Annotated in this window: 10 protein-coding genes; 7 read left to right on the forward strand and 3 right to left on the reverse strand. The window is 71.5% G+C overall.

The window, feature by feature from the left end; genetic code table 11:
* Positions 1-123 precede the first annotated feature (123 nt).
* The 5 genes from ligD to ACRAKI_RS08900 all read left to right on the forward strand — a co-directional run bounded on the left by ligD (position 124) and on the right by ACRAKI_RS08900 (position 6,322).
* A complete protein-coding gene (ligD, locus tag ACRAKI_RS08880) occupies positions 124-1,119 on the forward strand; it encodes a non-homologous end-joining DNA ligase (protein ID WP_447006571.1) in 996 nt (331 codons plus the stop codon).
* 637 nt (positions 1,120-1,756) lie between these two features.
* Positions 1,757-1,954 carry a hypothetical protein gene (locus ACRAKI_RS08885; RefSeq protein ID WP_447006572.1) on the forward strand — a complete coding sequence of 66 codons (198 nt, stop codon included), beginning with the start codon at positions 1,757-1,759 and terminating at the stop codon, positions 1,952-1,954.
* A 127-nt stretch (positions 1,955-2,081) separates the two neighbouring features.
* The gene (locus ACRAKI_RS08890) at positions 2,082-4,859 is read left to right on the forward strand and encodes a glycosyl hydrolase (RefSeq protein WP_447006573.1); all 2,778 of its coding nucleotides are present in this window, start codon (positions 2,082-2,084) and stop codon (positions 4,857-4,859) included.
* A 133-nt stretch (positions 4,860-4,992) separates the two neighbouring features.
* A complete protein-coding gene (locus tag ACRAKI_RS08895; protein ID WP_447006574.1) occupies positions 4,993-5,598 on the forward strand; it encodes a DUF2238 domain-containing protein in 606 nt (201 codons plus the stop codon).
* A 46-nt stretch (positions 5,599-5,644) separates the two neighbouring features.
* Positions 5,645-6,322 (forward strand): DUF6319 family protein, encoded by a 678-nt coding sequence (locus ACRAKI_RS08900; protein ID WP_447006575.1) that lies wholly within the window; start codon positions 5,645-5,647, stop codon positions 6,320-6,322.
* A 341-nt stretch (positions 6,323-6,663) separates the two neighbouring features.
* Here ACRAKI_RS08900 and ACRAKI_RS08905 read toward each other — a convergent pair whose 3' ends face one another.
* Positions 6,664-8,175: an alpha/beta hydrolase gene (locus tag ACRAKI_RS08905; protein WP_447006576.1), complete on the reverse strand. Its 1,512-nt coding sequence runs from the start codon at positions 8,173-8,175 to the stop codon at positions 6,664-6,666.
* A gap of 117 nt (positions 8,176-8,292) precedes the next feature.
* Between ACRAKI_RS08905 and ACRAKI_RS08910 the strand changes: the two genes are divergently transcribed.
* The gene (locus ACRAKI_RS08910) at positions 8,293-9,204 is read left to right on the forward strand and encodes an EamA family transporter (RefSeq protein WP_447008365.1); all 912 of its coding nucleotides are present in this window, start codon (positions 8,293-8,295) and stop codon (positions 9,202-9,204) included.
* A gap of 216 nt (positions 9,205-9,420) precedes the next feature.
* On the opposite strand, the gene ACRAKI_RS08915 is transcribed toward ACRAKI_RS08910, so the two are convergent.
* Both ACRAKI_RS08915 and ACRAKI_RS08920 read right to left on the reverse strand, forming a co-directional pair.
* Positions 9,421-10,494, reverse strand: coding sequence for an ATP-dependent DNA ligase (locus ACRAKI_RS08915; protein WP_447006577.1), 1,074 nt, complete (start codon positions 10,492-10,494; stop codon positions 9,421-9,423).
* Positions 10,495-10,538: 44 nt separating this feature from the next.
* Complete coding sequence (locus tag ACRAKI_RS08920; RefSeq protein ID WP_447008366.1) at positions 10,539-11,279, reverse strand: pyrimidine reductase family protein; 741 nt, start codon at positions 11,277-11,279, stop codon at positions 10,539-10,541.
* Positions 11,280-11,318: 39 nt separating this feature from the next.
* On the opposite strand from ACRAKI_RS08920, the gene zapE reads away from it, so the two are divergent.
* Positions 11,319-12,329 carry a cell division protein ZapE gene (gene zapE, locus ACRAKI_RS08925; protein WP_447006578.1) on the forward strand — a complete coding sequence of 337 codons (1,011 nt, stop codon included), beginning with the start codon at positions 11,319-11,321 and terminating at the stop codon, positions 12,327-12,329.
* Positions 12,330-12,345: the final 16 nt, after the last annotated feature.

Below are 12,345 nucleotides of genomic sequence, written 5' to 3' on the forward strand. Positions count from 1 at the left end.
AGTGGTGTAAAACCGCTGGTCGGAGGGGTGACCCGACGGCTGGATACACCGCGGTCGTGTGCTGATCACCACGACGGCGCGTTTGCCCTGCCCGGCCCGGTCGCCGTTGTTACGCTCGCCCGCGTGGCGGCCCAAGCTGTGGAACTGAACGTAGGCGAGCGCGTGGTCCGGGTGTCGAATCCGGGCAAGGTCTACTTCCCGGACCGGGAGATCACCAAGCTGCAGGTGGTCGAGTACTACCTCGCCGTCGCCGAACCGCTGCTGCGCGTGCTGCGGGACCGGCCGACCACGTTGAAGCGGTACGTCGACGGGGTTGCGGGGGAGGCGTTCTACCAGAAGCGGCTGCCCAAGGGCGCTCCCGAGTGGGTCGAGACGGCTCGCATCAAGTTCCCGTCCGGGCGCCCCGCGGACGAGGTGTGTCCGACCGAGCCCGCGGTGCTGGTGTGGGCGGCGAACCTGGGCACGTTCGACTTCCACCCGTGGCCCGTGCGGCGGTCGGACACGGACCGGCCGGACGAGTTGCGCGTCGACCTCGACCCCCAACCGGGAACGGGCTTCCGGGACGCGGTGGACGTCGCGATGGTGCTGCGCGAGGTGCTGGACGAATTGGGGCTCACCGGCTACGCGAAGACGTCCGGTGGGCGCGGCATCCACGTGGCCGTGCGGATTCGGCCCGAGTGGGACTTCGTGGACGTCCGGCACGCCGTGATCGCGTTGGCGCGCGAGGTGGAGCGGCGGGCGCCGGGCAAGGCGACCACGTCGTGGTGGAAGGAGGAACGCGGCGAGCGGGTGTTCCTCGACTTCAATCAAGCCGCCAGGGACCGCACCATCGCATCCGCCTGGTCCGTCCGCGGCACCCCGCGCGCCACGGTGTCGACGCCGGTGACGTGGGAGCGGCTGTCCAGTGTGGACCCGGACGACTTCGACGTGCTGACCGTGCCGAAGTACTTGGAGGACAACGGCGACCCGCACGCCGGCCTGGATGACGAGGCGTTCGGCATCGAGACGCTGCTGGACTGGTACGCGGGCGACGAGCGAGGCGAGATGCCGTACCCGCCCGACTACCCGAAGATGCCCGGTGAGCCGATGCGCGTCCAGCCGTCCCGGAAGCGCAACTAGAGCCGGGAAAGCGGGCAACCCTCACTTGTCGGGCGATGGTGGACCGGTACCGGCGACCTCGGTGCTCGACATGACGAGTGCCGGCGCGCAGCCACGGATGCTGGCATAAGTGCTGGTAGAGGCCGTCGACTGGCGGTGCGGGCACAATTGTTCGCGGATGGTGATCCTCGGTGTTCAGGGTATTATTCCCGAGTTTTCACGGCTGGTTTCCCGCGGTCCAGACTCTGCCCGGTTGGGGTATCGCCGGGCCAGTGGTCCACGGGCAGGCTTGACGTATGCCCGCTCGCCGCCTTGAAGTGCTGTTGCCCGCCGACGTGTCGGCCCACGACTACGCGGCCGTTGCCCATGCCATCTGGGCAGTGCTGGATTCGGCGGGGTTCGGGGAGGACGGGTCGTTGCGGCCCGACGACGGAATCGCGGACATGGGGTTGAGCGCGTAGGTCGACGTCGTGTAGGGCTGTGGCGATCAGCCCGGCTGTCCGGCCTCGTACTCGCTCGTGGTCCTCACACGGGGTCGAGTGTCGGCCCGGTCACCGGCGTTTGCTCCAACCGGCTGTTTCGGGCCGCAGTTCGGCCGTGATCCGACTGGTCCTCTCGTACCATGGGGGGCGATGTCGGACGAGAGGGAGGCAAGACGATGACGCATGCGTACGTGGTGCGGTTCGTCGGTGGGCCTCTCGACGGTCGGGTCGACTCGCACGCCAAGGCGCCCGAGGCCCCGAAGCAGACCGTCACCCACGTCCACCTGCACGGCGGCCCCAAGATCGTGCACCACTACGACCTCCAGTACGCGGTCGAGTACGGGTGCGAGTACCGGCTCCGGGTGGAGGAGTAGGGCCCTCCGCGCCGCTACTTGACGAAGTCAGAAGCGGTCGACAGTAGACACGAGGCAAGCACGGGTTTACCGTTTGCGGTGCGTGAGAGCGCTCTCACAAGGTCGTGAGTCCCTGCTGGAGGTCCCTGTGCGTTCAATCCGCCCCCATCTGGCGGCTGCCGTCGCCGCGTTGGCCGTGGCCGCGGCGATACCGCTCGTCCTGACCGGAACGGCCAACGCCGTACCTGTCGGCGCAGGCAGTTACGCCACCACCCGCCCGGCCGGCACGGTCGGCCCATCCGACTACAACGGCGCCCCCGTCACGCCGAAGGTCACCGCGCGGATGGCCGGCCGCCCGGTCCCGACCAACGACTGGTGGTCGTCGCTGGCCTTCCAGCGCTACCCCGGCAACCCGTACTCCGAGAACATGTACGGCCACCCGCTGACTTTCCACGCGGCGGCCCAGGGGCTCGGTGTCGGCTACCCGAACACCCCCAACATCACGCCGGACGGCCGGTTCTACGAGTTCATGCACCAGGACGACCTGTTCGTCGGCGTGGCCGGCCTGAACGCGCCGCGCACCGCGGTCGACGGCTGGTCCGACTGGACGGTCAGTCCACTCTGGACCGACGGGACGCGCACCCTGCGCACCACCATCGGCCACGGCTCGCCGTACGTCTACGCGGAGGCCTCGGGCGGCGCGGCCAGGGTCGGCTTCAACGGCGCCACCACGATCTGGAGCAACACCGGCACCACGCTCGGTGTCACGATCAACGGCCGCGACTACGCGCTGTTCTCCCCGACCCCGTGGAACGTCGTCGGCACCGCCGAGGCGACCGCGTCGGCCTCCTTCTTCTCGGTCGCCGTGCTGCCGAGCCGCGACGCGCTGCCCCTGTTCCAGCGCTACGCGTTCTCCTTCATCACCGACACCAAGGTGAGCTGGTCGTACAACTCGGCCAACGCCCAGCTCACGGCCACCTACACGGCCACGACCACGCCGCGTCAGGGCACCCAGACCGGCACCCTCCAGGCGCTCTACCGGCACCAGTGGATCAACTCCTCCGACGCCATGACCGCCCACCGCTACACCTCGCCGCGCGGTGAGATGCGGTTGCGCGAGGGCTCGTCGTTCACCACCCGCAGCACGTTCAACGGCGTCCTGCCGGCGCTCCCCCTGTCCTCGGCAGCCGACAAGAACCGACTGCGCGCCGAGATCGACCAGGAGCTGAACGCCGCCGACCCGTGGAAGGGCGCGAAGGACACCTACTGGACCGGCAAGGCGATGTGGCGGCTGGCGGCACTCGCCCGCGTCGCCAACCAGATCGGCTACACGGCGGGCCGCGACCGTCTGCTGGGCATGGTCCGCGACCGGCTCACCGACTGGCTCACCGCCACGCCGGGCGAGGCGGACAAGCACTTCGTCTACGACTCGACGTGGGGCGCGCTGACCGGCTACCCGGCCTCCTACGGCACCGACGCCGAGCTGAACGACCACCACTTCCACCACGGCTACTACGTGCTCGCGGCCGCGATCCTGGCCCAGCACGACCAGGCGTGGGCGGCGGACTCCCGGTACGGCGGCATGATCAAGCTGCTCGTCAAGGACGCCAACAACTACGACCGCGGCGAGACCCGCTTCCCGTTCATGCGGAACTTCGACGCGTACGCCGGCCACGGCTGGGCGTCCGGCCACGCCGGGTTCGCGCACGGCAACAACGAGGAGTCCTCGTCCGAGGGGATGATGTTCGCCACCGCCGCGGTGCTGTTCGGCCAGGCGACCGGTGACACCGCCCTGCGCGACGCGGGCATCTACCTGCACACCACGCAGGAGTCCACGATCGCCCAGTACTGGTTCGACAAGGACGACACCGTCTTCCCGGCCGCCTTCAAGCACGGCACGGTCGGCATGGTGTGGGGCGCGGGCGCCAGCTACAGCACGTGGTGGACGGCGAACCCGGAGGAGATCCACGGCATCAACATGCTGCCGATCACCGGCGGCTCGCTGTACCACGCCGACTACAAGGCCGACATCATCCAGAACGTCAACGAGCTGCGCGCCAACAACGGCGGCACCGAGGTCGAGTGGAAGGACATCATCACCCAGTTCCTCGCGATCGCCGACCCGGCGCAGGCGCTGGCGAACTACGGCAGCGGCCTCCCGCCGGAGGACGGCGACTCGCGGGCGCACGCCTACCACTGGATCACGTCGCTCGACACCTACGGCACGCCCGACACGTCCGTCACCGCGAACGTGCCGACGCACGCCGTGCTGAGCAAGAACGGCGCCCGCACGTACGTGGCCTACAACCCGGGCGCGACGGCGACCACGGTGACGTTCTCCGACGGGCAGACGCTGAACGTCCCGGCGTCGTCCACCGCGTGGCGCGGTCCGGCCGGCAGCGGCGTGGACTCCGGTTCGGGCGGCGTCAACCCGACCGATCCCACGACGACCACGACCACCACCACGACGACCACGACCACGACGACCACGACGACCACGCCTCCGCCGGTCTCCCGTGACGCGTTCGGCACCATCCAGGCCGAGTCCTACGACGCGCACAAGGGCGTGTTCAAGGAGACGACCACTGACACCGGTGGCGGCCAGAACATCGCGGGCATCGCCAACGGCGAGTGGACGCTCTACCGGGGCGTCGACTTCGGCTCCCGCACCGGCCGGCAGTTCGTCGCCCGGGTCGCGAGCGGCGCGGCGGGCGGCGTGAGCGGTCTGGTGGAGGTCCGGCTCGGCAGCCCCACGGCCGCCCCGGTCGGCAGCTTCGCCATCGGCAACACCGGCGGCTGGCAGAGCTGGCGGACCGTGCCGGCCAACATCACGGGCGTGACCGGCAAGCACGACGTCTACCTGACCTTCACCAGCGGCCAGCCGGCCGACTTCGTGAACGTCAACTGGATCCAGTTCGGGTCCTGATCCCACCGCCGCACCAGCGGCGCGAGCGGTGGACGGCACGGGCGGCGAGGGCTCACCTCGCCGCCCGTGTCCTGTTTGGACTCCCGGACCGGACCACTTCTGGCCGGGCGCGCGAGCCGGCAGGATCCGGTGGATGGAACCGAGGGCTCGCCAACCGCTCGTCCTGGCCGCGCTCGTCGTGGTGGCGGTAGCGGTGTCCGCCATCCGGCCCAAGAGCTACGGCACCTGGCTGCTGGAGGTCGCGCCGATCCTGATCGCCCTGCCGCTGCTCGTGGTGACGTACCGCAGGTTCCCGCTGACCAGGCTCGCGTACTGGCTGGTCTTCGGGCACGCGCTGGTGCTCGCGCTCGGCGCCCACTACACCTACGCCGAGGTGCCGCTGGGCGACCTGCCGTGGACCGACCGGAACCACTACGACAGGTTCGCGCATTTCGTGCAGGGCTTCGTGCCCGCCGTGCTGGTGCGGGAGGTCCTGTTGCGCCGGTCGCCGCTGCGGCCGGGCCGGTGGACGTTCTTCCTCGTCTCCGCCACCTGCCTGGCGATCAGCGCGGGGTACGAGTTCGTTGAGTGGGCGGGCGCGATGGTCGGCGGTGAGTCCGCGACGGATTTCCTTGGCACACAAGGAGATGTCTGGGACACCCACTGGGACATGCTCCTCGCGCTCATCGGTTCGGTGGTCGCCCAATGGGTCCTCGCGCGTCCGCACGACCGGCAGCTCGCGGAATTGTCGGTGCCGTAGGGCAAGCTGCACCCCGACGGATCTTGTGCAAGTCGTGGAGGTACCGATGGCGAAGGCGAAGCAGAACTCGTTGTCCGAGGAGGACATCGACTACTTGCGCGCGGAGCTGGCCGCGGGTCGTCCGGCCGCGGTCTGGTTCACCTCCGCCGCGGTCGGGGTGGAGGCCGGGCGGTCGGCGAAGGTGATGTCGTTCACCGAGCCGGCCGAGGGCGATTTCATCCAGGTGCGGCCGACCGGTGACAAGGACGACCTGTCGTTCTCACCGGCCGAGTTGACGCTGGAGAAGCCGGCGCCGCGCAGGCGTGCGCCGGCTCCCGCCCCCGTGAAGGAGGAGGCCGAGGCTCCCGCGCCGGTCGAGCACATCTACACGCCCGCGCCGCCACCGGCGAAGCCGAAGCCGGCGCCCGCACCCGCGGCGCCGGCCGCCGACCGCAAGCCCGCCGCGCGCAAGCAGGCGAAGCCGGCCGAGGTGACGGTGACGCTGGTGTCGACCGTCGAGGGTGAGTGGACGGTCGACGTGCAGTGGGGCTCGAAGCGGACGTTGAAGGCCGCTCCGGTGGCCGCGTCGGCGGTGTCGCAGGCGGCGAAACTGCTGCCGGCGGAGGTCGACGAAGCGGTGGAGAGCGTGATCGACGCGGCCCGGGAACGGCACCTCGCGCGGGTCGAGCAGCTGCGGGCGGAGCTCGCGGAGGCGCAACGGGCGCTGGACGAGCTGACCGGCTGAGGGGTCGTGAACACGTATTGCAACATCTTGATGATTGCTGTTCCGCGATCGGGTGAGGGGGCTTCCCCTGCCCAGCGGTAGGGCGGACGGTGGGGTCGAAATACCTTCGATCGCAGGAGGAAGTCCGACTCCGGGGAGACAGAAGATGGTGGTGGAGATCATGACCGTGGAAGAACCACAGCTCGGCAGTTGCGGTTGCTGCACCGGTTGCACGGGTCCTGGCTGCGGGTGCTGTTCCAGCTGCTAGACCGGCGCCCGTCACGCGATGACTGATCGCCCGTGAAAGACAACGCCCGGCCCCGGCCGCCCCAGCGCGCCGGGGCTCGGGGCGGGTTCACGGGTCAGGGTGGGCAGACGGTGCCGCTCGTCGGCACCTTCGCGTTCACCAGGAACTCCTCGGTCGCCTTCATCGCGCACGCCGACTGGCCCAACGCTCCGTGCCCGCCGCCCTGCCAGCCGACCACGATCCCGGCCGGCAACGCCTGTGCGGCCCGTTCGCTGCCCTCACGTGGCGTCACCGGGTCGGCGGCGGTCGTCAGCACCAGGATCGGCGGCGCCCCGACCAGCTTCGGCACCTTCGCCGGCTGCGGCACGGGGAAGGGGCCGCACGTCAGCAGCTCGCGGGCGAAGTAGGCGCCGAACAACGGGTGCTTGGTCCGCCAGTCCGCGGCCATCCCCTGCACCCGCTCGGGCGGGATGCGGGTCGTGGTGTCGTTGCAGCCGGTGACGATCCCCGCGTCCAGCCACGGCGGGCCCTCTTCCCCGTCGGCCAGCAGCGGGTCGACGAACGCGCTCAGCCTCGCGCCGTCACCACCCTCCGCCGCGACCAGGGCGTCGGCCAGCGCCGGCCACCGCGACCGGTCCGCCAGACCCGCCAGCACGGCCACCGTCGCCGTCCCCGGCGTCACGTCGAAGCCACGCCCGTCCAGCGGCTCGTCCCGCAACGACTCCAGCAACGCCTTGAACCGGCTCGTGGCGTCCGCACCCAGCGGACAGCCCCGGACCACGCAGTCCTTCTCGAACGCCGAGAACGTCTCCTCCGCCGCCACCGCCCGGGTCTGCGCCACCGCCGGCACGTCCAGCGTCGGGTCGGGCGCGCCGTCGAACACCATCCGCCCGATCCGGTCCGGGTACCGGCTCGCGTACAGCGACAGCACCCGCGAGCCCTCGCCGATGCCGATGCCGTTCAGGTGCGGCACGCCCAGCGCCTCGCGCAGCTGTTCGAGGTCGGCCGCCGCACGCCACGAGTCCACCGCCGTCAGCCGGTTCTCCAGGTCGAGCACGCACTCGCGGCTGGCCAGCGTGTAGGCCTCCGACAACTCGTCGTGCGTCTCCGACCCCGGGTCGGACTCCACGATCTCCACCCGCGCCACGTCCGGCACGCACTGCACCCCGTCCGACTCGCCGGTGCCCCGCCGGTCCACGCCGATCAGCGTGAACCTGCTCAGGACCTGCGGCGGGAGGCTCGCGGCGAGCCGCGCCGCCTTCAGCGTGCCCGGCTCGCCGTCGGCGTCGCTGAGCACCACGAGCGGGCTGCCGCCGGTGCCGACGCGCAGCAGCGCGAGACCCAGGCTGCCCCGGCCGGGACGGCTCGGCGCGTCCAGCCGCACGGTCAGCCGCGCGCACTCGTACTCCCCGGCCGGCGCCGTGCCGCCCATCCGGGCGTTGGTGGAGTCGGTGCACTTCGACCAGGCCAGCCGGTTCGCCTCGTAGTCCTCCAGCGGGGGCACCTCGCGGGGGCCGGACGGCACGGAGGCCGTCGACGGCTCCTCGCCGTCACCGTGCACGGCGATCACCGGCCGGGTCGACGGTCCCGCGCTGCACGCCGCCAGCGCGCTCAGGGCCGCCAACATCAAGGCGGCGTGACGCCGACGCGGCACAGTGGTCCCTCGCTCTCTCCCGGCAGGCAGGTGGAAGCCTCACACAGTCCAGGTGAGACTTCGGTGAGCGGGCTGGGGGAGGATGGCCGGGTGGTCGTCGTGCACGTCGAAGGCAGTCCTGAACGCCCGTACCCCCGTCCGGGGCCGCTCGCCGCCGCCGCCAGGGCGTTCGGCGCGATCCCGCCACCCGCGCTGGTCCTGCTGGGCGTGGTTAGCGTGCAGGTCGGCGCGGCCGTCGCCAAGCAGTTGTTCACCCTTGCGGGTGCCACGGGCACGGTCACGCTGCGGCTCGTGCTGGCGGCCGTGGTGCTGGTGCTGATCTGGCGGCCGTCGTTGCGGCTGGACCGGCGGACGTACCTGGTCATCGCCGGTTACGGGCTGGTGCTCGGCACCATGAACCTGACCTTCTACCAGGCGATCAAGCACATCCCGCTGGGCGCGGCGGTCACCATCGAGTTCCTGGGGCCGCTGGCCGTGGCCGTGTTCGGGTCGCGCCGCTGGCTGGACGGGGTGTGGGCGCTGCTCGCGGCGGGCGGCGTGCTGCTGCTGACCAGGGTGGACGGTGGCCTGGCGCTGCCCGGCGTGCTGTTCGCGCTGGCGGCGGCCGTGTGCTGGGCGGGGTACATCGTGATGGCGGCGGCGCTGGGCAGCCGCACGTCCGACGGCAAGGGCCTCGCGCTGGCGATGGTGTTCGCCTCCGCGCTGGTGCTGCCGTTCGGGGTGGCCGAGGCGGGCACGATGCTGCTCGACCCGGTGGTGCTGATCGCGGGCGCGGGGGTGGCGCTGCTGTCGTCGGTGATCCCGTACTCGCTGGAGCTGGAGGCGCTGCGCCGGATGCCGCCGCGCGTGTTCGGCATCCTGATGAGCCTGGAACCGGCGGTCGCCGCGCTGGCCGGGTTGATCGTGCTGCACGAGGCGCTGCACCCGGCGCAGTACGCCGCGGTCTTCTGCGTGGTGCTGGCGTCGGTCGGGGCGACCCGGACCGCGAGACCGGAGGTGTGAGCCCTGGTGGAGCAAGGCCTCGACGGTCGAGCAGTCCTGTCGGAGCCGCGAGGACCGGCGCGCGACGGTGTCGGCGGTGCGGGACGTGGTCCTGGCGAACCCGCTGCGTGCGGTTCGAGCGGGACGACCTGCCGCTGGACCTGATCGGGCGTGAGGTCGCACGTCACAGCGTGGCCGACTGCCTGGCCGAGGTCCGGGCCGCGAGGTCGTGGACCGTCAGGCGGGGCGGACCTCCCCGCGCAGCACCGAGTCGACGTCGTAGCGGGCGGGCTGGTCGAGCTGGTCGTAGCGGCACGACTCGGGCTCGCGGTCCGGGCGCCAGCGGCGGAACTGGCCGTTGTGGCGCAGGCGGGCCGGTGCGCCGCCCTCGGTCTGGCTGTACGAGATCTCCAGCACCCGCTCCGGCCGCAGCGGCACCCAGTCCGCGTGCTTGCCGCGCCACCGGTTGATCTCGCCGGGCAGCCGGCGGCCGTCCGGCTCGACCAGCCACGGGTGGTCTTCCGACGTGATGAGGCCGTGGAGCTCCTGCGCGAGCGCACGTCGTTCGGCGGCCTTGAAGGAGCCGACCACGCCCACGTGGTGCAGGATGCCGGCGTCGTCGTGCAGGCCGAGCAGCAGCGAGCCGACGGCCGTGCCGGGCTCGGTGTCCTTGTGCCAGCGCAGCCCGGCCACCACGCAGTCGGCGGTGCGGGCGTGCTTGACCTTGATCATGGACCGCTTGCCGGGCGTGTACTCCCCGGCGGCGGGCTTGCCGATGATGCCGTCCAGCCCCGCGCCCTCGAACAGCTCGAACCACTGGAGGGCCAGGGCGGCGTCGGTGGTCGCGGGCGTGAGGTAGAGGCCGTCACTGGGCGTGACCAGGCCTTCCAGCGTGGACCGCCGCTTCGTGCCGGGCTGGTCCAGCAGCACGTCGTCGCCCACGGCCAGCACGTCGAACGCCACGAAGCTCGCCGGTGTCTGCTCGGACAGCAGCTTCACCCGGCTCGCCGCCGGGTGGATGCGCTCGGACAGGGCGTCGAAGTCGAGCTTGTCGTCCTTCGCCACGACCAGCTCACCGTCGACCACGACCCGCGGCGGCAGGGTGCGCCGCAGCGCGGCCTCGGCCTCCGGGAAGTACCGGTTGAGCGGCTTGCCGCTGCGGGACTGGAGGAACACCTCGTCGCCGTCGCGGAACACCAGGCAGCGGTAGCCGTCCCACTTCGGCTCGAACACGAGGTCGACGCCGGTCGGGATGCTGTCCACCGCGTTGGCCAGCATGGGCTGCACGGGAGGGTTCAACGGGAGCGCCACCCGGCCATCCTGCCCGGTGGGCCGCCCCGGCGCACGTGATGGCGCTAAGCCGCCTTGCGGTAGCGGAGGAGCAGCGCGCTGTCGTGGTGCAGCACGGACTCCAGCTCCAGCGACCGGGGCGCCGGCGGCAGCGGACCGACCGCGATCCGCCCGGCGTCACCGCTCGCGAGCAGCGGCGAGAACGTCACGCAGAGCACGTCCACCAGGTTCGCGTCGATCAGCGAGCCGAACACCTTCGGCCCGCCCTCGCAGTCGACCCGGCGCAGGCCGCGTCCGTCGAGCGCCTCCAACGCCACGCCCATGTCCACCGACTCGGCACCGGCCACGACCACGTCCGCACCCGCCGCGGCCAGCGCGTCCCGCCGTTCGACCGGGGCGCCGGCGGTGGTGAGGATGATCGGCGGCACGGACGTGCTGGTCAGCAGCGGGGACGTCGGCTCGATCGAGCACCGCGCGGTGACCACCGCGATCGGCGGCACCGGCGCCAGCCCCAGCCTCGCCCGCCGGGACGCCCGGACCTCGCCCGCCTTGACGCCCTGGTAGCCCTCGACCAGGGCCGTGCCCGCGCCGACGAGCACCACGTCGCACAGGTCGCGGCCGAGCATGAACACCTTGTGGTCGGCGTCGTTGCCCAGCCCTTGGGACCGGCCCGCCACCGACACCGCGCCGTCCACGCTGGACACGAAGTTCACCTGCACCCAGGGCCGGTCGAGCCCGTCGGGGTAGTCGTAGAGCCGTTCCAGCTCGCTGTCGGTGATCTCGCCCTCGCGTGGTGGCCACAACATCCGCACGACCACATCCCAGCACGCCGTTACGATCCGGGCATGTCCGCCCCGCCGCGCCTGTCCGACCGGATCCCGCACGTCGCCGCGGCCGAGCTGGTGGACGCGATGGTCCCGCCGCCGCGCTTCGACGCCGTCCGGTTCGACACCTACCTGCCGAACCCGGATGAGCCGAGCCAGGCGGCGGCCGTGCGGGCGTGCCGGGAGTTCGCCGAACGCGTCTCCGAGGATGGCAGCAGAGGCTGGCTGGGGCAGCTGTTCAAGCGCTCCGACGAGGGCGCCGCGAAGCCCGGCCTCTACCTGGACGGCGGGTTCGGCGTCGGCAAGACCCACCTGCTGGCCTCCATCTGGCACGCCGTGCCCGGCCCGAAGGCGTACGGCACGTTCGTGGAGCTGACCAACCTGGTCGGCGCGCTCGGGTTCGGCGAGACGGTGCGGCGGCTGTCGTCGCACGAGCTCCTCGCGATCGACGAGTTCGAGCTGGACGACCCGGGCGACACGATGCTGGTCACCCGCCTGATCAAGGAGCTGACCGCGGCGGGCGTGTCGGTCGCGGCCACGTCGAACACGCTGCCGGACAAGCTCGGCGAGGGCCGGTTCGCCGCCGCCGACTTCCTGCGCGAGATCCAGTCGATGTCGGCGAAGTTCACCGTGGTCCGGGTGGACGGCCCCGACTACCGCCACCGGGGTCTGCCCGACGCGCCGGCGCCGATGGCCGACGAGGAGCTGCTGGCCAAGTCCGAGAGCACGCCGGGCAGCACGCTGGACGACTTCGCCGACCTGTGCGACGCGCTGGCCAGGATCCACCCGTCGAGCTACGGCCGGCTGGTGGACGGGGTCACCGCCGTGCACCTGCGCCACGTTCGGCCCGCACCCGATCAGGCGGTCGCGTTGCGGCTCGTCGCGCTCGGCGACCGGCTCTACGACCGGGACATCCCGGTGGCGGTGTCGGGGGAGCCGCTGTCGGAGCTGTTCACGGCCGAGATGCTGCGTGGCGGCTACCGCAAGAAGTACCTGCGGGCGGTATCCCGACTCGTCGCGCTCTCGCGGTGACTTCTCTCCGCTAAAC

The organism is Saccharothrix isguenensis, from assembly GCF_052936305.1.

Bases quoted from the DNA above. Each gene is read 5' to 3' on its own strand.
- ACRAKI_RS08885 (WP_447006572.1), top strand. From the start codon at position 1,757: ATGACGCATGCGTACGTGGTGCGGTTCGTCGGTGGGCCTCTCGACGGT.
- ACRAKI_RS08895 (WP_447006574.1), top strand. From the start codon at position 4,993: ATGGAACCGAGGGCTCGCCAACCGCTCGTCCTGGCCGCGCTCGTCGTG.
- ACRAKI_RS08900 (WP_447006575.1), top strand. From the start codon at position 5,645: ATGGCGAAGGCGAAGCAGAACTCGTTGTCCGAGGAGGACATCGACTAC.
- ACRAKI_RS08905 (WP_447006576.1), bottom strand. From the start codon at position 8,175: ATGTTGGCGGCCCTGAGCGCGCTGGCGGCGTGCAGCGCGGGACCGTCG.
- ACRAKI_RS08920 (WP_447008366.1), bottom strand. From the start codon at position 11,279: ATGTTGTGGCCACCACGCGAGGGCGAGATCACCGACAGCGAGCTGGAA.
- zapE (WP_447006578.1), top strand. From the start codon at position 11,319: ATGTCCGCCCCGCCGCGCCTGTCCGACCGGATCCCGCACGTCGCCGCG.